This is a genomic window from Acinetobacter portensis (genome assembly GCF_009372215.1).
GTDB classification, from domain to species: Bacteria; Pseudomonadota; Gammaproteobacteria; order Pseudomonadales; family Moraxellaceae; genus Acinetobacter; species Acinetobacter portensis.
Genome location: NZ_LWRV01000032.1, coordinates 50,697 through 75,430, shown reverse-complemented (window position 1 = coordinate 75,430; position 24,734 = coordinate 50,697). Strand labels below are relative to the sequence as shown.

19 protein-coding genes and 1 pseudogene are annotated in these 24,734 nt (G+C 34.3%); 11 read left to right on the top strand and 9 right to left on the bottom strand.

Going from position 1 to position 24,734, the window contains the following annotated elements:
- Positions 1-3: 3 nt before the first annotated feature.
- Entirely contained in the window at positions 4-1,053 is a 1,050-nt protein-coding gene (locus tag A6M14_RS01845; protein WP_152873198.1) for an NAD(P)-dependent alcohol dehydrogenase, read from the bottom strand.
- 217 nt (positions 1,054-1,270) lie between these two features.
- Between A6M14_RS01845 and A6M14_RS01840 the strand changes: the two genes are divergently transcribed.
- On the top strand, positions 1,271-1,711 hold the full coding sequence (locus tag A6M14_RS01840; protein ID WP_152873196.1) for a DUF2147 domain-containing protein: 441 nt from the start codon (positions 1,271-1,273) through the stop codon (positions 1,709-1,711).
- 116 nt (positions 1,712-1,827) lie between these two features.
- On the opposite strand, the gene A6M14_RS01835 is transcribed toward A6M14_RS01840, so the two are convergent.
- The 3 genes from A6M14_RS01835 to cysK form a co-directional block, all read right to left on the bottom strand.
- Positions 1,828-2,718: a DMT family transporter gene (locus A6M14_RS01835; RefSeq protein WP_152873194.1), complete on the bottom strand. Its 891-nt coding sequence runs from the start codon at positions 2,716-2,718 to the stop codon at positions 1,828-1,830.
- 108 nt (positions 2,719-2,826) lie between these two features.
- Positions 2,827-3,720 (bottom strand): LysR substrate-binding domain-containing protein, encoded by an 894-nt coding sequence (locus A6M14_RS01830; protein ID WP_163123898.1) that lies wholly within the window; start codon positions 3,718-3,720, stop codon positions 2,827-2,829.
- A 173-nt stretch (positions 3,721-3,893) separates the two neighbouring features.
- Complete coding sequence (gene cysK, locus A6M14_RS01825) at positions 3,894-4,889, bottom strand: cysteine synthase A (protein WP_152873193.1); 996 nt, start codon at positions 4,887-4,889, stop codon at positions 3,894-3,896.
- A 371-nt stretch (positions 4,890-5,260) separates the two neighbouring features.
- Between cysK and plsB the strand changes: the two genes are divergently transcribed.
- The 6 genes from plsB (at position 5,261) to A6M14_RS01795 (ending at position 12,713) form a co-directional block, all read left to right on the top strand.
- The gene (gene plsB / locus A6M14_RS01820; RefSeq protein WP_152873191.1) at positions 5,261-7,759 is read left to right on the top strand and encodes a glycerol-3-phosphate 1-O-acyltransferase PlsB; all 2,499 of its coding nucleotides are present in this window, start codon (positions 5,261-5,263) and stop codon (positions 7,757-7,759) included.
- A 154-nt stretch (positions 7,760-7,913) separates the two neighbouring features.
- Entirely contained in the window at positions 7,914-8,219 is a 306-nt protein-coding gene (locus tag A6M14_RS01815; RefSeq protein ID WP_152873189.1) for an ArsR/SmtB family transcription factor, read from the top strand.
- 100 nt (positions 8,220-8,319) lie between these two features.
- Positions 8,320-10,050: a SulP family inorganic anion transporter gene (locus A6M14_RS01810; protein WP_152873187.1), complete on the top strand. Its 1,731-nt coding sequence runs from the start codon at positions 8,320-8,322 to the stop codon at positions 10,048-10,050.
- A 211-nt stretch (positions 10,051-10,261) separates the two neighbouring features.
- Positions 10,262-11,455 carry a serine/threonine transporter SstT gene (sstT, locus tag A6M14_RS01805; protein WP_152873185.1) on the top strand — a complete coding sequence of 398 codons (1,194 nt, stop codon included), beginning with the start codon at positions 10,262-10,264 and terminating at the stop codon, positions 11,453-11,455.
- A gap of 35 nt (positions 11,456-11,490) precedes the next feature.
- The gene (locus tag A6M14_RS01800) at positions 11,491-12,162 is read left to right on the top strand and encodes a YoaK family protein (protein WP_152873183.1); all 672 of its coding nucleotides are present in this window, start codon (positions 11,491-11,493) and stop codon (positions 12,160-12,162) included.
- Positions 12,163-12,176: 14 nt separating this feature from the next.
- Entirely contained in the window at positions 12,177-12,713 is a 537-nt protein-coding gene (locus A6M14_RS01795) for a DUF2058 domain-containing protein (protein ID WP_152873181.1), read from the top strand.
- A gap of 97 nt (positions 12,714-12,810) precedes the next feature.
- Here the strand turns inward: A6M14_RS01795 and A6M14_RS01790 are convergent, their stop codons facing one another.
- Positions 12,811-13,242, bottom strand: coding sequence for a hypothetical protein (locus A6M14_RS01790; RefSeq protein WP_152873179.1), 432 nt, complete (start codon positions 13,240-13,242; stop codon positions 12,811-12,813).
- A gap of 262 nt (positions 13,243-13,504) precedes the next feature.
- Between A6M14_RS01790 and A6M14_RS01785 the strand changes: the two genes are divergently transcribed.
- From A6M14_RS01785 to gcvH, 3 genes are all read left to right on the top strand, one after another.
- On the top strand, positions 13,505-15,331 hold the full coding sequence (locus A6M14_RS01785) for an ABC transporter ATP-binding protein (protein ID WP_152873178.1): 1,827 nt from the start codon (positions 13,505-13,507) through the stop codon (positions 15,329-15,331).
- 26 nt (positions 15,332-15,357) lie between these two features.
- Positions 15,358-15,798: a MaoC family dehydratase gene (locus tag A6M14_RS01780; RefSeq protein ID WP_152873176.1), complete on the top strand. Its 441-nt coding sequence runs from the start codon at positions 15,358-15,360 to the stop codon at positions 15,796-15,798.
- 187 nt (positions 15,799-15,985) lie between these two features.
- Positions 15,986-16,360 carry a glycine cleavage system protein GcvH gene (gene gcvH / locus A6M14_RS01775; protein WP_152873175.1) on the top strand — a complete coding sequence of 125 codons (375 nt, stop codon included), beginning with the start codon at positions 15,986-15,988 and terminating at the stop codon, positions 16,358-16,360.
- A gap of 99 nt (positions 16,361-16,459) precedes the next feature.
- On the opposite strand, the gene A6M14_RS01770 is transcribed toward gcvH, so the two are convergent.
- The 4 genes from A6M14_RS01770 to A6M14_RS01755 all read right to left on the bottom strand — a co-directional run bounded on the left by A6M14_RS01770 (position 16,460) and on the right by A6M14_RS01755 (position 22,960).
- Positions 16,460-17,623, bottom strand: a complete 1,164-nt coding sequence (locus A6M14_RS01770; RefSeq protein WP_152873174.1) for a PilT/PilU family type 4a pilus ATPase — start codon at positions 17,621-17,623, stop codon at positions 16,460-16,462.
- A gap of 240 nt (positions 17,624-17,863) precedes the next feature.
- Positions 17,864-18,919 (bottom strand): 3-deoxy-7-phosphoheptulonate synthase, encoded by a 1,056-nt coding sequence (locus tag A6M14_RS01765; protein ID WP_152873173.1) that lies wholly within the window; start codon positions 18,917-18,919, stop codon positions 17,864-17,866.
- Positions 18,920-19,314: 395 nt separating this feature from the next.
- Positions 19,315-21,435: a sensor domain-containing protein gene (locus A6M14_RS01760; protein WP_152873172.1), complete on the bottom strand. Its 2,121-nt coding sequence runs from the start codon at positions 21,433-21,435 to the stop codon at positions 19,315-19,317.
- Positions 21,436-21,850: 415 nt separating this feature from the next.
- Positions 21,851-22,960: an S-(hydroxymethyl)glutathione dehydrogenase/class III alcohol dehydrogenase gene (locus A6M14_RS01755; RefSeq protein ID WP_152873171.1), complete on the bottom strand. Its 1,110-nt coding sequence runs from the start codon at positions 22,958-22,960 to the stop codon at positions 21,851-21,853.
- Positions 22,961-23,079: 119 nt separating this feature from the next.
- On the opposite strand from A6M14_RS01755, the pseudogene A6M14_RS01750 reads away from it, so the two are divergent.
- Positions 23,080-24,651, top strand: a pseudogene (locus tag A6M14_RS01750) (phospholipase D family protein).
- The last annotated feature ends 83 nt before the right edge of the window (positions 24,652-24,734 follow it).

Below are 24,734 nucleotides of genomic sequence, written 5' to 3'. Positions count from 1 at the left end.
AAACTATTCAACTAAACTTTTCACATCAATAACGAATCGATACTTCACGTCACTTTTCAGCATGCGCTCATAAGCATCATTAATACTTTGCATATCAATCATCTCAACATCTGAAACAATATTATGCTTCCCACAAAAATCGAGTAATTCCTGAGTTTCTTCAATACCGCCAATTAAAGAACCTGCAACAGATTTACGCCCCATAATGAGTGGAACGGTATTTGTGCTGATTTCACCTAAATATCCGACAAGTACAATCGTTCCATTTAAAGACAATGTTGGGATATATGGTTTTAAATCGTGGTTATAAGGAACAGTATCAATAATCAAATCAAAATGATTACTCACATCTTTCATTTGGTTTTTATCTGTAGACAACACCACATGATGAGCACCTAAGATTTTCGCATCTTTTTCTTTATCGGCAGATCGGGTGAATAATGTAACTTCTGCACCTAAGGCATGTGCCAATTTAATTGCCATATGACCCAAACCACCTAAGCCCACCACAGCAACTTTAGAACCTGCCCCAATATTCCAATGGCGTAATGGCGACCATGTAGTAATTCCTGCGCATAATAATGGTGGAACGGCTTTGGTATCTAAGTTTTCAGGAACTTTTAATACAAAAGCTTCACTACATACAATCGTTTTTGAATATCCGCCATACGTGGTACGACCATCATGTCGATCGACACTGGCATAAGTGCCTGTATTTCCTTCTTCACAATATTGTTCAAGCCCTGCATCGCAAGATGAACAGGTACGGCAAGAATCGACCATACAGCCAATACCAACCAAATCACCGACCTTAAATTTTGTTGCTTTCACGCCAACTTGAGTTACACGACCAACAATTTCATGTCCAGGCACAATTGGATAGGTACTAAAACCCCAATCATTACGTGCTTGATGCAAATCTGAATGACACACACCACAATATTCAACATCAATAACAACGTCATCTTCTCGTGGGTCGCGACGCTCAAAGGTATAAGGTGCGAGTGGGCTTGTAGATGTTTCGGCTGCGTAACCCAATACTTGAATTGGCATGATTATTCTCCAAAGTATTTCTATTTTAATCAGTTTTAAGTTAATAAAATGATACTGTCTATCTTTATATCAGCTACTCATTCAATATACATGAACAATCAGGTGAATATTATTTTAAAGGTTAATCGAGTAAATCTTCATTAATCGCTTTAATCTAGCCTGTATTGTATGTATTTTATAGGCACAATAATTTTCTCAAATGGATTGGGATACATATATGTTCAAAAGAAGTTTAGGTTTAATTAGCTTATTTACTATATCTAGCTTGGCAATAGGCGCAGATCCATTACATGGAACAAAATGGAAAACTATTGATGATAAAGCGCAAAAAGCTGTTTCTGTTGTGCAATTTACCGAAACATCAAATGGTGTTCTTTCCGCTAAAATTATTGAAATTTTAAATCCTAATGATGTTGCGAAATGTGTAGACTGTACGGGTAAATTTCAAAATAAACAGCTACAAGGTCTGCAAATTGTTTCAGGTTTACAGAAAGTTGATAAGAATAGTTATGATAATGGAAAAATTATTGATCCTAAAAATGGTAAGACATATAGCTTCAATGCAAAATTATCTGCAGATGGTCAGACACTAAGTGGTCGTGGTTATATTGGAATTTCTGCTTTAGGACGTGGTCAGACTTGGGTTCGTACTCAATAATTCTAAATTGAATTTGGCTTAAAACCAAAACAATAAAATAGCTCCTTTTTGTTGAGCTATTTTATTTAGACATTTAAAAGAAAATCACTTGTGAAAGAAATATCATCATTATTTATTTACGCCCAAATGACTAAGGTCGCAGCAATTACAACCCAAAATAATCCCCAGTGATCTGTAGATACTAATTTTTCTTTAAATAAGTACACCGAAATAAGCAAACTAAACAAAATTTCTATTTGCCCAAGTGTCGTCACAATGGCAACAGATTGCATACTCATGGCGGTAAACCACCCCATTGATGCAACACAACTACTAAAACTAATTCTGAAGACAAGACCTAAGCGATTCCACAATGCCCATAATGTGGCACGTTTAAAAATCAATAAAAAAAACAGCAAAACAAAACATTGTATACCTGTAATGGTAAATAATACCCACGCTGCACGGTGCAATACAGGTAACATATCAAGCTGTAAACTTGCTTGACGTACCAATAACGATGTAATGGCAAAACATAAACCACTACCTGTGCCAATAATTAAGGTATTCCAAGAAAACTTCGTACTTTGAATTCCACCTTTGCTTAATAAAAAAATCGCAAATGCACCTAAAAAGACCCCTAACCAAGCCAATAGGCTTAAGTGTTCACCCAACAATGCAACACCAATAATTGCCGCAAGAATGGCTTCACTTTTTGCTAAACCAACACCAATCGCATAATTTTTTTGCTTAAATAGTTGTACGAGTAAAATAGTCGCTAAAATTTGACTAAGTGATGCAATGCCAACATATAACCAAAACTTAAAATGAAAACTTACGATATGACTCACAGGTTGCTGATAGTATAGAAATGATAAATACAAACCTGCCAATGGAAATGCAAAAATAAATCGTGCAAGTGTGACGCCATAAGCATCTACAGTGACACTAAGTTGTTTTTGAAATGCATTACGCCATGCCTGCATAAAGGCAGCCATTAATGTAAAAAGTATCCAGCTTATTGCCATGACAAATATGGGGTTCCTATAAAGTACGGCAAATGTACTCCCTTCACACTGTCATTTCTAATTGATTTTTAAAAATAAAGATTGAATGTGTAGGAATTATTCATTTGATTATTTTACTAAAATATCATGCAACATTTTACGCAACCATTGATGGCTGGTTTTATGATGACACGACATATGCCAATACTGTTTTACTGCGTATGTTGGAAATGAAATTGGCGCATTAAAAATTTGCAAATTACCACGCGATAAAAGTACTTCACTTAAATAATAAGGCACAGTGGCAATGGCATCAGTTTCTTGTACAACTAAGCCTACACCTAAATAACTGGGTAAACGCATTAAGATATTACGCTTTAAATCTAAATTTAAAAGCTCATTTTCAATATGGTAATGACCAATTCCTGCATCAATATCAATATGCGATTCTTTTAAATATTGCTCAGTTGTAATGTTTTCATCGGTTAAGCGAGGATGATTTTTTGATGCAATCACAACGTAATATTGCTCAAATAGTTTTTGTTGATAAAAACCATTTTCTAAATGTGGCAAAAATCCGAGTGCAAGATCAATTTCACCATTCGCCATTTGATACGTTGTTTCGGTAGTAATTTGACGTACATTTAAACGAATATGTGGGGCGTATTTTTTTAAGTATTGAGAAATTTTTGGTAATAAAACCAAATGCGAAACATCGGTCATTGCTAAGGTAAATTGCTGATGAGATGTGGTTTCATCAAATGCGACATTAAAATTATTAATGGTTTCGACTTTATTTAATGCTTCACTAATCAACGGAAATAATTGTTTAGATAACTCTGTTGGCATCATTTCATTGCCAATGCGTAAAAATAGAGGATCGTTATAGTGTTGGCGAATTCTATTTAAGATATTACTCACGGTCGGCTGAGTCATACCTAAGTGTTCTGCCGCAATAGACACACTCTTATACTTATAAATGTATAAAAATATATTGAGTACTTTGCAATCGAGATCGAACACTTAAATTAATTCCTTTTTATGTCAATACAGGTCTCTATCATCTGCTTTTTGGAGTCATTTTCAAGGTGAAAAATTGACAATATTCTTTGTTATTTTAATCTTATACTTATAAAAAAGTAAGAACCTATACTTGATAAGTTCTTACTTTAGGTTAAAAGGACTAATTCGTGTTATTAATCGGCTGAAATGTCTTCAAAAAGTACAGAAGATAAATAACGTTCGCCTGTATCAGGAAGAATAGCAACAATGGTTTTTCCTGCATTTTCAGGACGTGCCGCAAGTTTTGCAGCAGCAGCTAAAGCAGCACCACTTGAAATACCCACAAATAAACCTTCTTGCGTTGCAGATTTACGGGCAAATTCAATTGCTTCAGCACTTTCAATTGCAATGACTTCATCAACCAAGTCTAAATCTAGGTTTTTAGGAATGAAGTTTGCACCAATACCTTGAATTTTATGTGGTCCAGGGGTTAGGTCTTCGCCTTTTTTTGCTTGACCAATAATTGGAGATTCCGCAGGTTCAACAGCCACAGAATAAATCGCTTGTCCTTTTACTTTTTCAAAGTAACGTGAAATACCTGTAATGGTGCCGCCCGTACCTACGCCAGCGACAAGAATATCAACTTTACCTTCAGTCGCTGCCCAAATTTCAGGACCTGTTGTTTCTTCATGAATTTGTGGGTTTGCAGGATTGGCAAATTGTTGTGGTAAGAAATATAACTCAGGATTCTCAGCAACAAGACGTTCAGCCTCCTCTACTGCGCCTTTCATGCCTTTAGCAGGTTCTGTCAGCACTAAATTAGCACCTAAAGCTTTTAACACTTTACGGCGTTCAATACTCATACTTGCAGGCATGGTTAAAGTAATCGCATAACCTTTCGCAGCAGCAACAAAAGCCAAAGCAATACCTGTATTACCACTTGTAGGTTCTACAATGTGCATACCTGCTTTAAGTACACCACGTTTTTCGGCATCTGCAATAAGTGCTGCACCAATACGGTCTTTTACAGAAAATGCAGGATTACGACTTTCAACTTTTGCTAACACAGTTGCGCCATTTGTTAAGCGATTAATACGAACTAACGGCGTATTACCAATTGCTTCCGCGTTATTGCTATAAACTGCAATTCCAAGATTATCGGGAGTTTTGAATGCTGAATCGGTTGTCATTTTAGGTTCCTATATCATTATTGAATCTATAAGATAAAATTATCATACATCTTTATGAATATAGAAGGACTAACTTTATATAATAATAGTTACAAGAAAATATGATTAACTTTCAACAAAATATGAATAAGATTTAGATTTTTTACTCTATTAAATTTGAAAAATGTCTGCAAAAACCTCATATAGGGTTAAACTTATACCGTGATATCAAGATGATAATTAAATTCTGTTATTAAACTTCTTTCTATACGGTTTATATGCCCTGTTTATTTTCTATCGTATGTGAAAAAAATAGATATATAAAAGATAGTTTTTTAACATGATTTAAGACCTGCAACCATCTTCGGCAGCAATAATATTTAGGGAACATAATGTCTAACACACGCTATAGCAAAATTTATCGTAATCTCACAAAAAAAATTCTAGATAAAATTGTGTCGCCTCAAGTATTAGGAAATACAGCAGAACTTGAACAAAAAATTGCACAACAATCAGATAAAACAAAAGTTTGTTATGTCTTAGAAGATTCCTCTTTAAGCAACACCGTTCTTATTGATAAAGAAGCGTTAGAACGTGGTTTGCCTTCAGTATTTTCACAGTTAAACATTGCCGATATGAATGAAGCAGATTCAATATTAGCCTTAAATGAAACTGAGCAAAAAAATGAAAGTTACCATTATTCTGCAAAACTCATTCGTTTAATTGAAGCCTTAGAAAAAAATAACGAGTACGATATTGAACTTGTTCCTGTCACTGTACTTTGGGGGCGTTCTCCTGCCTATGAAAACTCATGGCTTAAAGCTTTATTTGCCGATGCTTGGGCAAAACCCAATAAAATCAAACAGACCATTAATGTCTCGTTATATGGACGCGATAATTACATTGAATTCCATAAAGCACTTTCTCTACGCGAATTAATTGAAAAAGCTAAAGCCGAACGTCCAAACTTCTCTCCTGCTCACCTCATTGTTCAAGAGCTAGATGAAAGCTTTCACAAGCATAAAGAAGCTATTTTAGGACCCGATTTATCGGATCGTCGAAACTTAATTAATAAATTAATGAAAACTGAAGCCGTTCAAACGGCTATTCGTAAAGAAAGCATCGATAAAAAAGTCAGCATGTTTGAAGCAGAAAACCGTGCTAAAGGTTACTTAACAGAAATTGTTTCTGACTTTTCATATTCAACTTTACGCTTCGCAGAATTGGCATTAACCAAACTTTGGACACAGCTTTATGATGGTATTGAAGTTCATAATTTTGATACTGTTCGCGAACTTGCCAAAGATTATGAAATTGTCTATACGCCGTGCCACCGTAGCCATATCGACTATTTATTATTATCTTATGTGATTTTTAACCGTGGTTTGATGGTTCCGCATATTGCCGCAGGCATTAATTTGAATTTGCCTGTCGTTGGGCAAATTATGCGTGGTGCGGGTGCTTACTTTATTCGTCGTACATTTAGTGGTAATGCGCTTTATTCATCGGTATTTAAAGAATATTTACATAGCCTTTTATTGCGTAATACACCACTTGAATACTTTATTGAAGGTGGACGTTCTCGCACTGGCTTATTGCTACCGCCTAAAAAAGGCATGCTCGCCATGACCATTGAAAGTCATTTACGTGGTTCAACGAAACCCATTGCTTTTATTCCAACCTATTTCGGCTATGAAAAGCTGATGGAAGGCACATCTTATTTAAATGAGTTAAATGGCAAACCGAAAGAAGCAGAATCTTTATGGGGTATTTTGAACTCTGCACGTAAAATTGAGAAAGTTTTTGGGCAAGTTTATGTGAATTTTGGCGAACCTATTCTTTTAAATGAAGTTCTAAAAGATAACGATGCTGAAAATGTAAAATTAAACTTGAATGATGATTTACCTGAGTCTGTTTCAAAAACAGTGGATCAAACTGCGAATGAAATTCTAGAAAATATTAATAAGGCGGTGGTGATTAATCCAATTTCAATTATTTCGCTTATTCTTCTTAATACAGAAAACCATACACTTTCACAAAGTAATCTTGTTGAACAAATTGGTATTTTCCGTGATGTTTTAAAATCATTACGCTATGACGATCGAATGATTATTACCGATTTATCTGATACCGAAATTATTGAATACGCGCATAAACTTAAACAAGTTGAAATTTTCACTGAAAATGAACAACAATTTGTTCGTGTTTCAGAAAGTCAAAAAATTCTACTGAGTTATTTTAGTAATAATATTCTGCACTGCTTTATTTTACCTTCGCTGATTTGTGCACTTATTGTGACTCAGCAATTTAATTCAGTTTCCTCTTTGAAAATGAAAATTCATCAACTTTATCCATTTTTTAAAGAAGAGTTTTTCTTAAAATGGAACGATGCAGAATTGAATGATGAAATTGATAGAATACTCAATAAATTGAGTTCATTGAATGCCGTTAAGCTTCAGCACGATATGATTGAGTTCTCATCATCAGGAAATCAGCAAATTGTAATGACATTCGCTGTACTTTCTCAGTTAAGTTTAAACAATATGGTACTCATTTCTCAGTTAATACCACGTTATAGTTCAAACATAGAATTAGATATCAAAGTACTCGAAAAAATGGCAAAAGTAGTCTTAAAGCGTCTATCTACACATCAGGACTTTAAGTCGGGTTATTATTTTGATAGTGCAACACTTAGAAGCTATATCAATACTCTAAAACATATGACTTTGGTTAATGTAGCAAAACAAGGAATTCAACCTAGCGCAGAATTTGAATTGATTACGAAAGCGCATTTGTCTTGGTACAATCCTGAACTTCAGCAATTAATTTATTCTTTTGGTGATTTCGCAGAGAAAGAGTTAAAACAGCTAAAAGATACGGTGAAGAAATAGTTTTTTATATATTAAGTTTAATGAATTTATTATATTTACTTATCATAAAAAGTTGTAAGCATATAATAAATACCCATTAAAAATACGACTAAATGCCCATGAACAAAGGGTTCTAGCATCATATACTAGAGCTCTTTTTTTAAGGGGAATAGTGATGAACAGTGGCTTTCAGATTCATTCTATACAGGATTCTTCCGAGCTTTTGGTTAATGTTCTAAAGTCAATTGCAAATACGGATCGTCTTCTCATTTTATGTCATGTTTCTAAAGCAGAACTTAATGTTTCTCAAATTGAAAAATTGACTAAAATTAGCCAACCAACGCTTTCTCAACAGCTCATGGTTTTAAGAAAAAATAATGTAGTGCAAACACGACGAGATGGTAAACAAATCTTTTATAGTATAAAAGACCATAAACTTGTCGAAGTTCTTAAAGTGATGCACCGTTTGTACTGCGCATAAGCCATTCAAACTATTCAACTTTAAAAAGTTAAGATATCTTTCAAGATTTCTTAGCTTTTTTTGTGCATAATATATATGAATTTATGATTTAAAGTTTTTTATGCAAAATAGCAAGCACTCACTTCTTAAAAAGATCCCTGCTTGGTTGTGGTTACATCATTACAATCAAAATGCTTTTAAGTCCGACTTGCTTTCATCTCTTATTGTAATTGCAATGTTAGTACCACAAGGTATGGCTTATGCAATGTTGGCAGGTTTACCACCTGTAATGGGACTATACGCAAGTATTGTCCCTATGATCATTTATGCATTGGTGGGCAGCAGTCCAACGTTGTCTATCGGGCCTGTTGCCATTATCTCAATGATGACTTTTGCCACCCTGAATCCACTGTTTGAAGTGGGTTCACCTGTTTATATTCAAGCAGCTTGTTTACTTGCACTTATGGTTGGAGTCATTTCTTTGCTTTTAGGAATGATGCGTTTTGGCTTTTTAATTCAGCTGATCAGCCATCCTGTCATTAAAAGTTTTATTATTGCATCAGCACTTTTAATTGCATTGGGACAATTAAAGTTTTTATTTGATGTTCCTTTACAAGCCAATAACATCCCCGAATTTTTAATAAGCATCTTTGAATATTTTTCCCTAATTCATTTGCAAAGTTTGTTCTTGGGCATTGCTGCAATTCTATTTTTAATTTTTATTCCAAAAGTTTTTAATCATCCAACAATTGCTGGTTTGTTTAAATCTAGTGCTTTTCTATCTCGTGCAGTACCCTTGTTTTTAGTTGTTATATCTATTGGTTTGGTTTATTTCTTAAATCTACAAAATATTGGCATTAAAACCGTAGGCGTTATCCCTTCTGGTTTCCCTCCGCTGAGTATGCCTTATTGGACTTGGGATTTAGTGATTACCTTGTTCCCTGGTGCAACCATGATTGCAATGATCAGTTTTGTCGAGTCTTTATCAATTGCTCAAGCAACAGCATTGCAACAACGTAGCCAATTGAATAGTAACCAAGAACTCATTGCCTTAGGTTTGGCGAATATTGGTGCCGGAATCACCTCTGCATTTCCTGTAACAGGCAGTTTATCTCGAACAGTTGTCAATGCCGATGCCGGTGCAAAAACACCCATGGCAGGTGTTTTATCTTCTTTATTTATTGTTATCGTTAGCTTATATTTTACAGGCTTTTTTAGTGACCTACCTTTAGCGGTATTGGCAGCCACCATTATTGTTTCTATCTGGAAGCTTGTAGATTTCAAGCCTTTTTTTGAAACTTGGCAATATTCGAAAGCCGATGGTATTGCCATGTGGGTGACTTTCTTTGGTGTGATCTGTATTGATATTTCTACAGGTTTGATCATTGGTATTATTTCAACTTTTATTTTGCTTTTATGGCGTATTAGTCGACCTCATATTGCTGTTATTGGTTTAATTGAGGGTACCCATCATTTTCGTAATGTACAAAGATATGATGTTGTGACCAATCCTCATATTTTATCTATTCGTGTAGATGAAAATTTAAGTTTTTTAAATGCAAATGCACTTAAAGGCTTTTTAATTAATGAAGTTAGTAAAAATCACGATTTAAAACATGTTGTTTTAAACTGCTCCAGTGTAAGTTCAATTGATTTAAGCGCTTTAGAAATGCTTGAAGACTTAAATTTAGAATTGGCTAAATTAAATATTTGCTTAAACCTATCCGAAATCAAAGGACCTGTTATGGATAAATTACAACAGTCGAAACTCTTGGCACAGTTGAAAGGTCAAATTTTCTTAACGCACTATAAATCGATACAAGTACTTTCCAAGGACTTAAATATCGAGTAGATTATTGCTCACAAAAACAACTAAATCTAAGAATTTAGTAAAAACTTTGGTGTTATATTTTTTTAAATATGATGTAAAACAATAAAATTTGACTGTAAAAATAAGAGCTTATTTTTTATATTGAAATTATTTTTTTAGCTATATCTATTTTCAGTATAAAATACGCAACTAATTTTATATATGTCCTCGTAGTTTCTGACAAGGCCCTCCTATGTTTTCTGCTTTTACGCGATTAAGTTTAGTACAACGAATTATTCTTGCCATCATTCTTGGTGTCGCAGTTGCAGTCGTTTTCCCCAATGCAGCACCCTATTTAAGTTTACTTGGTGACTTATTCATTAAAGCGCTTAAATCTGTAGCACCTATTCTTGTTTTTGTTTTAGTTCTTGCATCTATCGCAAACTTCAAGGTTGGAAGTAGTAATGCTTACATTAAACCAATTATGGTGATGTATGCCGTTGGTATGTTTTTAGCGGCTTTAAGTGCAGTTATTGTCAGCATGATCTTCCCAAGTCAATTAATCTTAGATCTTGCTAAAGCAGATATGTCGCCTCCTGGTAGTTTGGCTGAAATCTTAAAAAACCTACTCTTAAGTTTTGTTGCAAACCCAGTAACTGCTATTAGTGAAGCAAACTTCATTGGTATTTTGGCTTGGGCTGTTGCACTTGGTGTTGCTTTTCGTCATGCATCTGAAACAACAAAATCATTCCTTACCGATGCCGCTGATGCTGTAAACCGTGTGATTCGTTTAGTTATTAGCCTTGCACCAATTGGTATTTTTGGTTTAGTTGCTGTGACTTTTGCAGATTCAGGTTTAAAAACACTTTCAAGCTACATGCACCTTCTTGCGGTACTACTCGGCACAATGTTCTTTGTTGCTTTAGTCATCAATCCAATTATGGTTGCAATGATGACGCGTTCTAATCCGTATCCGTTAGTTTTTCAATGCTTACGTGAAAGTGGTATTACCGCGTTCTTTACACGTAGTTCAGCTGCAAACATTCCTGTGAATTTAGACCTTGCAAAACGCTTAGGTGTTCCTGAATCAACAGCGAGTGTTGCAATTCCGCTTGGTGCTGCAATTAACATGGCAGGTGCTTCTGTAACAATTACTGTTTTAACATTAGCAACTGTTCATACTTTAGGTATTTCTGTTGATTTCACAACAATGTTAATTTTGTCTGTTGTTGCCACAATTTCTGCATGTGGTGCTTCTGGTGTTGCAGGTGGTTCATTACTACTTATTCCTGTTGCATGTGGTTTATTCGGTATTAGTTCGGATATCGCAATGCAAGTGGTTGCCGTTGGTATGGTCATCAGTGTTCTACAAGATTCAACCGAGACAGCATTAAACTCTTCGACTGATGTATTATTTACAGCAGCAGTAGATCGTGGTTTAAAATAAGTTAATAAAATGATTAACTTAGTATAGATGTCGCTATGCCATTTCAAACTTTGCCATATTGGCTACAATTTGGGACTTTTTTCCTCGCTATTAATGCAGGAATAGTGAATGTATTGGGTCTAGTGACCGTACTTCATCAATCTGTTTCACATATGACGGGTAACGTCAGTATGTTTGCAATGGCACTGCTCGATTGGAATCTATCACAGCTTCTCTATTTATTTCTTATTGTTGTTTGTTATGTTGTTGGCTCATTTTATAGTGGGCTGATTCTTGGAAATAGTCACTTCAGCTTAGGTCGCCGTTATGGTTTTCCGCTAAGCTTGGTGGCTTTTTTTATTTTATTATGTTGGATATTTCTACCCTATTTCCCGCAATATGCTTTACTTTGGGCAAGTGCTGCAATGGGTGTGCAAAATGCAATGATCAGCCATTACAAAGGCACCATCATTCGTACAACACACTTATCTGGCGTATTAACAGATTTAGGGCTCGCATTAGGTTATCGCCTGCGTGGTTTAGATATCGATCTAAAACGAGTTGTTCTACATTTACTCATTTTGATTGGTTTCTTAATTGGCGGTATTATTGCGGCATGTATTTATCCACGTTTACAATTAGATTCATTCCTCATACCTGCTAGTTTAAGCCTTGTATTAAGCTTCATTTATTGGGGCGTTTATTTCCATTATCGACACAAAGTATAGGTTTATAATTTCTTATGGTTAAAAATGCACTTCAAGCTCAGTTACTCAAAGCGGGTTTAGTCGATAATAAAAAAGCGAAAAAACTGTCTAAACAAGCTGTTCATGAAAAACGCACGGGCGATAGTCATGATGCTGAAATAAAAGCAAAGATTGAACAAGATAAGCAATCTAAACTTGCTAAAGATCAAGCAATTGAACTAGAGAAAAAAGCTATTCTGCAAGAAAAAGAGCTATATGCTTCTATCTTACAAATGATCAATCAACATAAAATTCGTAATACTGATGGCGATGTTTCGTATCAATTTATTGATGATAGTAAAATTAAAAAAGTTTATATCAATCAACAAATTTATAATGCCTTAGTTGCAGGTAGCCTTGTTATTGCAAAAGATGGTGAAAGCTATGCGTTTTTACCCAAAGCACTTGCTGACAGAATTAATAGTAAGTTAGAAGGCTTTATTATTGTGAATAATTCAGAGAAAAATGAAGCCATTACAGATGAAGAAGATCCGTACGCTGCTTATGTTATTCCAGATGATTTAATGTGGTAAAAAGCATTCACTGACCTCATTAAAAAAGCCCCAATTTTTAGGGGATTTTTTAATTCTTTTTAAATATTCAAGGCATTAAAAAGTGGAATAAGTGACCTTATTCCCAAGGAATTGAAAAACCTACAGACCCAGGTCCTTTAGGTTGATTGTACATTTTAAGATTTTGCACTTCTCTGTGATATTTTTTATTACTAATTTTTCCATCATCACGTGCTTTTTTAAGTGCATCAGCTCTTTGGATATTCACTTCATGATTCAAGGCAGAGTAATTACGTTGATTAAATAAATATTGCGATCTGTCGTGTTGGCTCATATTAACCGTATCTGAAGAATCCCAATTGGGTGTTGGTAGAGGTTGTTCGTTTTTTTTAGCCAACTCAAAAAAATCAACTTTATTATTGTCTTTAATTTCGTTACTAGTCTCATCGTTTTGTTGAATAAAAAGTTTACTTTTAACATTTGCATTCGCAGATGCATAAAATGGCAGAGTCATAGAACTCATTATTAGAAATGAAACAAATTTTTTCATAAAATTCTCAAATTAATTTAACAGTAAACCTTTTTATTGAGCATTATTTTAAAGAATTTCTACAATATCATTGTTGTATTTATATAAATTTCACAAAAAACATCATGTGAATATACGGTTTTTACAATTTAATTACATGTTTAGAACGGTCCCATTAAATCTAGAATTTCATGATAAACTTGCATTTAATAAATAAACTTAAATGAAATTCTAATAAAGAATGTAATTTAAGTATTTACAGCACATTAAAGTGAGTTTGAATATGTTGAAGTGGTTTGAAAAATTATTAAATCCTTATCCAAATGAAGGGCTTAATAAACCGCTTCCAACTCGCTTTTTTCCTTTTGTTTGGGAGGCCTCAAAAGGTGTTCGCCCCTATTTATTGATTCTTGTACTATGTACAGCAGGTGCAGCAAGCTTTGAAGCACTCTTTTATGCAAAAATTGGCGATTTAGTCAATTGGCTCAGTAAAAGTCAGCCTGAAACATTTTTAGCGGATCACAAAACAAATTTAACACTTCTAACGTGTATTTTAATTGCAAACATCTTCTTTGCTAATTTCCAATCAATTATCAAACATCAAATTCTTTATAGTACTTTTCCAATGCGTCTGCGCTGGAAATTTCATAATTTACTTCTACAACAAAGTTTAGATTTTTTTCATAATGATTTTGCTGGACGGTTATCGTCAAAAGTCATGCAAACAGCTTTAGCTATACGTGAATTTTGGGTCATTTTGGGTGATATCCTAGCCTATGTATTTATCTATTTCTTCACCATGATTTTAGTTTTAGGCTCAATATCACCTATTTTAATTATTCCACTTTTGGTTTGGTTTACACTTTTCATTTGTGCTGCACTTTATTTCATTCCACGTTTAAGCAAAATTTCACATGCTCAAGCAGATGCTCGCGCCGTAATGACAGGTCGCGTAACAGATGCATATACTAATATTCAAACAGTAAAACTTTTTGCACATGCGGGTCGTGAAAGTCAATACGCAAAAGACTCGATGAAAGAGTTCATGACCACTGTTTATAAGCAAATGCGTTTAGGCACAATGTATGAAATCAGCATTAATATGTTGAGCATTGTTTTATATGTTGGTGTTTTAGGTACTGCCATTTGGCTTTGGACAATTGGTAAGGCCGAGTTAGGTGTAATTGCCGCTGCAACAGCTATGATTTTAAAACTTAATAGTATTGCAGAATTTATTATGTGGCAGACCTCCGCATTATTTGAAAATGTAGGCACAATTCAAGATGGTATGAAAACATTAGGGCGCCCTATTAGTATTCAAGATAAAAAAGATGCTAAAGAGCTAACCGTTAATAAAGGCGAAATTTTATTTGAAAATGTAAATTTTGCTTATAACGATAAAAATGTGATTGAACAGTTGAATTTAACCATAAAGCCAGGAGAAAAAATTGGTGTTGTGGGACGTTCAGGAGCAGGAAAATCTACACTTATTCAGCTGCTTCTTCGCTTTTACACTTTAAACCAAGGCCGTATTCTCATTGATGGTCAAAATATTGAAGATGTCACACAAGATACATTAAGAAAAAGTATCGCACTTGTAACGCAAGATACATCTTTATTACATCGTACTGTATCTGAAAATATTAAATATGGTCGTCCAAATGCCACAGATGAAGAAATGTTTGAAGCTGTTCGCAAAGCCAAAGCTGAAGAGTTTATTCCATATTTAACCGATTTACGTGGCAAAAAAGGTTATGACGCTTATGTTGGTGAACGCGGTGTAAAACTTTCAGGTGGTCAACGCCAGCGTATTGCAATCGCTCGAGTTTTCTTAAAAGATGCCCCTATTCTAATTTTAGATGAAGCCACAAGTGCATTAGATTCTGAAGTTGAAGCAGCAATTCAAAGTAGCTTAAATGAATTAATGAAAGGAAAAACGGTCATTGCAATTGCACATCGTCTTTCGACTATTGCTCAAATGGATCGCTTAATTGTTCTTGATCAAGGTCATATTGTAGAACAAGGTACGCACGATGAATTGGTTGCTAAAAATGGTATTTATGCGAAGCTTTGGCAGCGTCAAACAGGCGGATTTTTAATAGATCAATAGCAACTAAAAGCAAAGGAACCTAATGAATGTTGTATCTAGAAGATTTAAATATTGGTGATAAATTTATTAGTCGCGACTATTTGGTAACTCTTGATGAAATTAAAGAATTTGCATGTAAATACGACCCTCAAGTTTTTCATTTAGATGAAGAAAGAGCTAAAGATCATCCAATATTTCAAGGGATTGCAGCAAGTGGTTGGCATACATCTTCTATCGTTATGCGGTTATGGACAGAATGTTTTCCACTTGCAGATGGTTTAATTGGTTCTGAAGTTAATATGCGTTGGCCAAGACCCACTCGACCAAATGATATTTTGCATGTTGAAGTTGAAATTACAGATATTATTCCATCTCAGTCAAAACCTGATCGTGGTATTGTGATTTACAACACTCAAGCTTTAAACCAACATGATGATGTATTACTTAACTCATCCACTAAAATTTTGGTTTTTAGAAAGCCCAAATAAGCCATTTTTATGCTGAATATCGTCCCATTCGCAATGCTGACATAGCCTATTTATATTTATTTGTTAGAGTGATTGAAGTCTAAACAGTTGATCTCTATATCTTTGCGAATTCAGCTTTTGTTTTGCTGTAAAAACATGTATAAATCATAACAAATGTTATTTTGCCGTATTTTAAGGAGTTACCACAATGAATCACCCTACAGAATTGAAGTATGCGACAACGCATGAATGGGTTCGTATTGAAGGTGATCTTGTTGTTACAGGTATCTCAGACCATGCACAAGATGCATTGGGCGATTTAGTTTATGTTGAAGCTCCTGATGTAGGTCAGCATATTACTGCGGGTGAACAAGCAGGTGTGGTCGAATCTGTAAAAACAGCTTCAGATATTCATGCACCTATTTCAGGTACAGTTGTAGAAGTAAATGCTGACTTAGAAGATGACCCAGATTTTGTAAATGATGCGCCATATAGCAAAGGTTGGATTTATAAAATTAAGCCTGACAATATTGTAGATGTTGAAGCATTACTTTCAGCTGAACAATACGAAGCTGGCTTATAATTTAAATATTTATAAAACAACATTCGTAAAAATAAATAAAAAGGCATCTTATTCGATGCCTTTTTTTATGATGATTCACTTTAATTTTAAAGTGTAGATTTATGAATCATCAGCTTTATGATTCATACTAAATGAAGATGATTTTGTTGGGATACTTGAATCTTGACGTGTCGATTTTAACTTAATTTGTAGACGCAATTCATTGAGTGAATCGGCATTACGTAATGCTTCTTCATATGAAATTTCACCATAATTATATAAATCGAATAATGCTTGATCAAAAGTTTGCATGCCCAATTCACGTGAACGTGACATCACTTCTTTTAACTCATGGAAATTACCTTTATGAATTAAATCTGCAACCAATGGCGTATTCAACATAATTTCAACAGCAGCTCGACGCCCCTTACCATCTTGGGTTCGAATTAACCGTTGTGAAATAATGCCTTTTAAATTACTCGATAAATCCATAAGCAATTGATTACGACGTTCTTCAGGGAAGAAGTTAATAATTCGATCAAGTGTTTGGTTTGCATTATTTGAGTGAAGCGTACCTAAACATAAATGCCCTGTTTCAGCGAAAGCAATAGCATGTTCCATTGTTTCAGTATCACGAATCTCACCAATTAAAATAACATCTGGTGCTTGGCGCAGCGTATTTTTTAAAGCATTGTGCCAAGAATGACAATCTACACCGACTTCACGATGTGTAATCATCGATTTTTTGTGTTTATGTACATACTCAACGGGGTCTTCTACGGTAATAATATGCCCTGCCGAGTTTTCATTGCGGTAATCAATCATCGCAGCTAAAGATGTCGATTTACCCGAACCTGTACCACCCACCACTAAAACTAAACCTCGTTTTTCCATAATCACGCTTTTTAGCGTTTCAGGAAGTTTTAGCTTTTCAAAATTTGGAATTTCAGCAGTAATGGTACGAATAACCATGCCTACATTTAATTGTTGCTGGAATACATTGACACGAAAACGAGAAACATTGGGAATGCTAATGGCAAAATTACATTCAAGTTCAGTTTCAAATTCTACTCTTTGACGTTCATTCATCAAACTATAGGCAAATAACTTTGTTTTTTCATATGTTAATTCTTGCTGACCGAATGCCTTCATTAAACCTTGATGTTTAATGCTAGGCGGAAAATCTGCGGTAATAAATAAGTCAGATCCGCCATACTCAACCACTTTGGTGAGCATGTGGAACATAAATTTACGCGCTTCGTCGAGCAATTCTGTGGTGTACATTTAATAAATTCACTTTAAAATTATATGAAATATTAAAAATATTGCTTTAATTAACAACATTTTATATTTTATCTAAAGTCATATTCTTATAATTTGTGTTGTGTTACGAGATGTAAAAACCTGAAGTATTTCACATATTTATATTTAAATGAAAATTAATCTAAACTTCATATTGTTTTTCATCTGAAATAATAAAAAAAACCTCTAAAAGTTAGAGGTTTTTTTTAAACAAATAACAACTTAGGCACTAAGCTTGATTTCACGGCATCTTAAAGTATCAGCAACATCGTTTAAAAGTTGTGCCGTTTTATCCCAACCTAAACAGCCATCGGTTATAGATTGACCGTAGGTCATTTCATCCGAAATTTTCTGATTTCCATCAACCAAATGGCTTTCAAGCATCACACCGCGAACATTCGTACTTAAGCGTTCTGCAACAATGGTTTTTAAAACTTCAGGCTGATTTAACGGATTTTTACTACTATTACCATGACTACAATCAATCACTAATGCAGGTAATTCACCTTTTGCTTTTTGTTTGATTTTTTCAATTTCAACCAAAGCAAAGTTTGCACCTGTATTTGAACCACGTAAAATTAAATGTGCATGTGGATTTCCATCCGATTCAATAATAGATGGTAAACCTGATTGGCTTAAACCTAAAAATTGATGCGAATTTGATGCCGATTGAATGGCATCTAAAGCAATTTGAATTGAACCATCTGTACCATTTTTGAAGCCAATACTAAACGGCATATGACTTGAAATTTCACGGTGAATTTGAGATTCACTTGTTCTTGCACCAATTGCACCCCAAGCCAATAAATCATCAAAATATGCTGTTGCCATAGGGCTTAAAATTTCAGAAGAAATGGGTAAACCCATTTCAATTATTTCTAAGTAAAGCTGACGCGATTTTTCTAAGCCTAATTGCATATTTGCAGATCCATCTAGGTTTGGATCGTATAAAAAGCCTTTCCAACCCACTGTTGTACGCGGTTTTTCTATGTATGCACGCATCACAAGGAAAATTTGGTCAGATACTTGTGCTTGTAATTTTAATAAATTTTCAGCGTATTCAAATGCAGAAATCGGGTCATGAATAGAACATGGACCTGTAATCACCATCAATCGTTTATCTTTTCCATTTAAGATATTTTGAATGGTTTGGCGTTGTTCAGAAATTTGATGTACTAATTTTGCAGATAATGGTAACGCTGCCTTTAATTCTGTTGGCAAACTTAAAGTCGTTTCTTTGTTGGTTGTTTTTTCTAATGTATTTACTAAAGCATTCATTTTTCATTCCTTTGGACTGTATTTTTTCAGTCCGATCATTTATTTGAGCATATTGGGTCTAGTGGATTGCGTCATAAGTTGATTAAAGTAAAACCAATAAGAGTTGCTAAAATATGACAAAGTTAATGTTTTCATGAAAATTCTCCAAAATATAAATTAAAAGACATAAAAAAACCTGATCGGGTTGCCGATCAGGTATAAACTGGTGGGCAACCTATTTATCTGCCCAAACGCGTTCAGGCAATTATCTAAATTGCCAGAAATAATAAGTTGCGTTTGAGATAACAGGTTGCTTTAACATCTTTTCATCTAATAAAAATAAGCTTTTAACCAAAATACCTGTAATGACTAGCTTTGACAAGATATTTTTTGTTTCATAGCAAAAAACCTACATTTCACAAAAACATATTATTGGTAAGCATGTCTTTTGCCAGATTTTCAGGTACTGCTTTACTAAATAGAAAGCCTTGCCCCACACAGCATCCAAAGGATTTTAGATTCTCTAACTGTTCTTTTGTTTCAATGCCTTCAGCAATAACATCGAGTGACAAAATAGGACCTAGTTTAGTAATGCCTTCTACAATGGCGCTTACGGATTTTTCCTTATTTAATCTATGAACAAAATTGTAATCAATTTTTAAACAATCGACGGGATAATCGGTTAAATGCGCCATAGAAGAATGCCCTGTTCCAAAATCATCTAAAGCAATACGTATTCCTGCATTTTTTAATTTAGTTAAAGCTCTAATGACGTACTCCGAACCTCTCGATTCAAGAACATGCTCAGTAATTTCTACTTCAATTAATTTGTGCGGTATTTTATATTTTTCTAAACGTTTCAAAATTAATTCTGCATAGTCATCCCGCATAAATTCAACAGGTGATGCATTAATTGCAATTGGAACAACGTTTAAACCTAGCTCAATCCACGTTGATAAATCTTGGAAAACTTGAGTTTGGATAATTTCGCTAATTTGACTCGCCAAATCATAATCATTAAAAGCATCAGCAATTGTTGAAGGAAATTGAATGCATCCTTTTTCATCTTTCCATCGTAAAAGTGCTTCAAATCCTACTAATTGTAATGTTTCTAGATTAACTTTGGCTTGGTAAAAGGGTTCAATATTATGATTGCGAATAATTTGACGTGCCGTGAATAATTGTTGCGCCTTTAAATGGACATCTTTCATCATTTTAGAGTCATACAATCTGAAACCACCTCGTCCTTGTGATTTTAAATCATTTAAAGCAGTATCTGCATATTTCAATAAATGCGTAATATCTTGGGCATCCTTCGGAAATAAAGAACAACCTATACTCATCCCTGCACTGAGTATTTTTCCTTTGTATTTAATGGGTAATTGAATTTGCTTTAAAATCACTTTAGATGTGTTGCTTAAATCACTTAAGTTTCGGACATTTTCAACAACAACTGCAAATTCATCTCCACCCAATCTTGAGATATAGGTATTTTCAGGTAATTTTTTAAGCAGTCTTTTAGATAATACTTTGAGTAAGTGATCGCCTGCATGATGCCCTAATGTGTCATTAATATGTTTAAAATGATCTAGATCAATAATCATCACCGCAAAAGATAAGTCTTTAGTTTTTGCATGTTTTAATGTTTTATAAATGCGTTTTTTTAATGCTCGTCGATTCATTAAGCTTGTAAGCTCATCGGTTTCACTTGCTAATCTTAATTTTTGTTCTGCTAGACGTTGTAATGTGATATCTCTCGAAACGGATAAAATACGTGTTGTCTGGTTTTTATCATTGAGCACAGGCGTTAAAATATTGTCCCAGTACATGATTTTTCCACCTGCTGTACTTTTTCCTGCAAATCGAGCATTTTTTCCATGCGCTGCTTTTTTAATTGCTTTACGACCTTCTTTTTTTGCTTCAGGTGGCAATAGACTCAACCATTCCATGCCAAATTTATCGACACGATCTTGACCTAGTAAAGCATTACATCCTGATCGATTCATGTGTGAAACATGACCTTCTGGTGTAATGACTTTAATACAATCAACACTTGCATCGAGCATACTTGTATTGGTATTTAAGGCTTCTGTAGTTTCACGTAATGCAATTGCGCTATTGTGAATATTGGTGCAACTGACGAACCAATCCAGTTGATTTTCAGAATTTTTCGTACTTTTTGCAATCAGTAAAAACCATTGATAAAGTCCGTTTGCATCTTTAATACGACATTCTTTTTCAAAACTTAAACCTGTTTTTTTTGCATCATTCCAAAACGTATAAATATATTCTGCATCTTTGGGATGAATTGCTTTTAGCGCATCTAGCACTTGAAGATCATGTGTAGGATGCCCAAAATAATTTCTCATTGCTGAATTGCAATAATTTTGCTCTGATTTATGCACCCAGATGAGTTGCGGTGTCATTTCTAATATTTGTTTAAGATCATCACTGAATATAATTTTTGAATCTTTATGACTCATGGATGTTTCTGCCAGATTCGTTTTGGAATCTTGAGAAATACGTAAATGAGTCATATAAAATCCTAATATTAAATAAAAAACCAAATAGAAACTATTCAGCAATAATAATATGAGATTTAAGGAAATCTATATATAGCAAGTTGTTATCCATTTTATTTTATTTATGTTAATTTTTTACATATTATCGATTACTTTATTTTATTAGAATTTCACTAGATTTCCTTCATAAATCACTTTTCTAATTACCAGAAAATTCATAACTGAAGTCCGCTCTCCTATAAAGATTAGCTTTTATCAAAAACCACCTTCATATTCTTACTGAATATATTCTTTAGCCTAGAGACGATAGAACTTTCATTCGTAAATTGAATATTAATGAATGATCATTATTTGATTCATGAAAGAATTTTGAGGCATATAAAAAGCCTAATGATTTAGGCTTTTTATAAACTCACGAAAAGGTTAAATTTTAAAAATGAACAACCGAGCGAATCGATTTACCTTCATGCATTAAATCGAAAGCTTCATTAATTTTTTCTAATCCCATTGTATGCGTTACAAAAGGCTCAAGCTTAATATCACCCTTCATTGCTTCTTCAACCATTTCTGGCAATTGTGAACGGCCTTTCACACCACCAAAAGCACTTCCTTTCCAAGTACGACCTGTAACCAATTGGAATGGACGTGTCGAAATTTCTTGTCCAGCACCTGCAACACCAATAATAATTGATTGTCCCCAACCACGGTGAGCAGACTCAAGTGCAGAACGCATTACATTGACATTACCAATACATTCGAATGAATGATCTACGCCCCAGCCTGTCATTTCTACAATAACTTCTTGAATAGGTTTATCGTAATCTTTTGGATTAATAAAATCTGTTGCACCAAACTCTTTTGCAAGTTTGAATTTGTCAGGGTTCATATCGATTGCAATAATTTTACCTGCTTTCGCTTTTTTTGCACCCTGAACAACGGCAAGACCAATACCACCTAAACCAAATACCGCAACAGAATCACCTTCTTGAACTTTTGCTGTATTTTTAACAGCGCCTAAGCCCGTTGTTACGCCACAACCAAGTAAGCAAACATGTTCAGGATTTGCTTCAGGATTAATTTTTGCCAATGAAACTTCTGCAACCACTGTATATTCAGAGAATGTAGAGCATCCCATGTAGTGATAAATAGGTTCGCCTTTATAAGAAAAACGCGTTGTGCCATCAGGCATTACGCCTTTACCTTGTGTAGCACGAACAGACACACAAAGATTGGTTTTCCCCGATTTACAGAATAAACATTCACCACATTCTGCTGTATAAAGTGGAATAACATGATCACCTGGCTTCACGCTTGTAACGCCTTCACCAACTTCTACAACAATACCTGCGCCTTCATGACCAAGCACAGCAGGAAAAACACCTTCAGGATCATCACCAGATAAAGTGAATGCGTCTGTATGGCATACGCCTGTATGGGTAATTTTTACCAATACTTCACCTGCTTTTGGTGGTGCGACATCAATTTCAACAATTTGTAATGGTTGACCTGGACCAAATGCGACAGCTGCACGAGATTTCATGGAATGCATTCCTTTATTTAATGACCGGCTTACAGTTAATTTACAGTATCGTTATTTTATTCGCAGTTTCAACCTTTAACATACGTTATATTAAAGAGAAATTAGATTTAATCATCCATATGAATATATTTTTAATGAAAAATGGAAAATTTCTTAAAATTACAACACTAATCATATTACTTACAGGATGTAGTTTGCCAATGAATGAAGCACAAAAACAAGCACAAGCTTCTGCCGATCTTAAAGAAAATAGCGCTTATTGGTTGCATGGCAAAAACTTTAATACGCAACTTGAACAAAATCTGACGGCATATTTAGCTTTAGATGATGCATTTTTAAGTATTGCATCTAGACTTCATATTATTAATAAAGCCAAACATAGTATTGATTTACAATATTATATTTGGGAAAACGATAGCATTGGACAACTTTTACTTTCAGAACTACTAAAAGCTGCGGATAGAGGTGTAAAAGTTCGACTATTGATTGATGATCAAAATGGTATACAACTCGATTCAACATTGAAACAGTTGGCACAACATCCAAATTTTGAAATTAAACTATTTAATCCTTACAAATTTAGAAAATTACGTGCAATAGACTATTTATTCAGATTTAAAAATGTAAACCATAGAATGCACAATAAACTAATCATTGGTGATGGTGTCATTGCAGTAACGGGTGGTCGTAACATTAGCCGTGAATACTTCGATGCTAGCGACCAATTTCAGTTTACTGACTTAGATATTATGTTTTATGGTCCATCTGTTTTACAGGCAAATCAGGTTTTTAGTACTTTCTGGAATGATGATTTGAGTTATTCGGTAAAGCAATTATTGGGCGCAGGTTCAGCTGAAGCTCTTAAAGAATTACGTGATAAATATGAATTAGATGATTTAAGAAAAACGCAACAAGAACAGAAAGTTTATAATGCCGAAAAAGTGATTCGTGACACCTTAAAAAGTAGTGCTATTCACTGGGCAAAAGCTCATTTTTTAGCAGACTCCCCAAATAAAATTAGAGCAAATGCAGCAGAACAAGAACTGATTCATACGCAAATATTCAAAATTATGGGACAACCTAAACAGCATATGGATCTTGTATCTGCATACTTTGTGCCACAAAAAAAAGGGTTAAAATACTTACAAAGCATTCAGAGTCAAAATGTCACGACTCGTGTTTTAACCAACTCCTATTTGGCAAATGATGTACCTGTTGTGCATGCTTTTTATCAAAAATATCGAAAAGATTTACTTCAATCTGGTGTACAACTGTATGAGTTTAAACCGTATATCGAACGTACAAAACGCACATGGTATGAAGTGGCAACAGGAAATGTCATACCTGCTAAAAATAAAAATGCATCTCGCTTACATGCTAAATTTTTCGATATAGATGGAATGGTCTTTATCGGCTCTTTTAATTTTGATCCAAGATCAGCATATTTAAATACTGAAGTCGGTTTAGTTGTTGAATCCCAAGACTTAGAAAATGAAATCAGTTAAACACTTAATGAATACCTTCCAGTAATTGCCTATGAACTAAAACTAGATGAAAAAGGTAATCTTATTTGGTTAGACCATAAATTTGATGGTTCTACTGTTATTCATAAAACAGAACCTGAAACGACGAAATTTCAACGTTTTGCCTTTAAAGCCGTATCCTACTTACCTATTGAATGGATGATGTAATGACAAAGGAATTACTTTTGCGCTTATATTTCTAAAAATGAATCCTAAATTTACTTATGTCGAACTTTGTATTTAATTAAGTG

Bases quoted from the DNA above. Each gene is read 5' to 3' on its own strand.
- A6M14_RS01845 (WP_152873198.1), bottom strand. From the start codon at position 1,053: ATGCCAATTCAAGTATTGGGTTACGCAGCCGAAACATCTACAAGCCCA.
- A6M14_RS01840 (WP_152873196.1), top strand. From the start codon at position 1,271: ATGTTCAAAAGAAGTTTAGGTTTAATTAGCTTATTTACTATATCTAGC.
- A6M14_RS01835 (WP_152873194.1), bottom strand. From the start codon at position 2,718: ATGGCAATAAGCTGGATACTTTTTACATTAATGGCTGCCTTTATGCAG.
- cysK (WP_152873193.1), bottom strand. From the start codon at position 4,889: ATGACAACCGATTCAGCATTCAAAACTCCCGATAATCTTGGAATTGCA.
- plsB (WP_152873191.1), top strand. From the start codon at position 5,261: ATGTCTAACACACGCTATAGCAAAATTTATCGTAATCTCACAAAAAAA.
- A6M14_RS01815 (WP_152873189.1), top strand. From the start codon at position 7,914: ATGAACAGTGGCTTTCAGATTCATTCTATACAGGATTCTTCCGAGCTT.
- A6M14_RS01810 (WP_152873187.1), top strand. From the start codon at position 8,320: ATGCAAAATAGCAAGCACTCACTTCTTAAAAAGATCCCTGCTTGGTTG.
- sstT (WP_152873185.1), top strand. From the start codon at position 10,262: ATGTTTTCTGCTTTTACGCGATTAAGTTTAGTACAACGAATTATTCTT.
- A6M14_RS01800 (WP_152873183.1), top strand. From the start codon at position 11,491: ATGCCATTTCAAACTTTGCCATATTGGCTACAATTTGGGACTTTTTTC.
- A6M14_RS01795 (WP_152873181.1), top strand. From the start codon at position 12,177: ATGGTTAAAAATGCACTTCAAGCTCAGTTACTCAAAGCGGGTTTAGTC.
- A6M14_RS01790 (WP_152873179.1), bottom strand. From the start codon at position 13,242: ATGAAAAAATTTGTTTCATTTCTAATAATGAGTTCTATGACTCTGCCA.
- A6M14_RS01785 (WP_152873178.1), top strand. From the start codon at position 13,505: ATGTTGAAGTGGTTTGAAAAATTATTAAATCCTTATCCAAATGAAGGG.
- A6M14_RS01780 (WP_152873176.1), top strand. From the start codon at position 15,358: ATGTTGTATCTAGAAGATTTAAATATTGGTGATAAATTTATTAGTCGC.
- gcvH (WP_152873175.1), top strand. From the start codon at position 15,986: ATGAATCACCCTACAGAATTGAAGTATGCGACAACGCATGAATGGGTT.
- A6M14_RS01770 (WP_152873174.1), bottom strand. From the start codon at position 17,623: ATGTACACCACAGAATTGCTCGACGAAGCGCGTAAATTTATGTTCCAC.
- A6M14_RS01765 (WP_152873173.1), bottom strand. From the start codon at position 18,919: ATGAATGCTTTAGTAAATACATTAGAAAAAACAACCAACAAAGAAACG.
- A6M14_RS01760 (WP_152873172.1), bottom strand. From the start codon at position 21,435: ATGACTCATTTACGTATTTCTCAAGATTCCAAAACGAATCTGGCAGAA.
- A6M14_RS01755 (WP_152873171.1), bottom strand. From the start codon at position 22,960: ATGAAATCTCGTGCAGCTGTCGCATTTGGTCCAGGTCAACCATTACAA.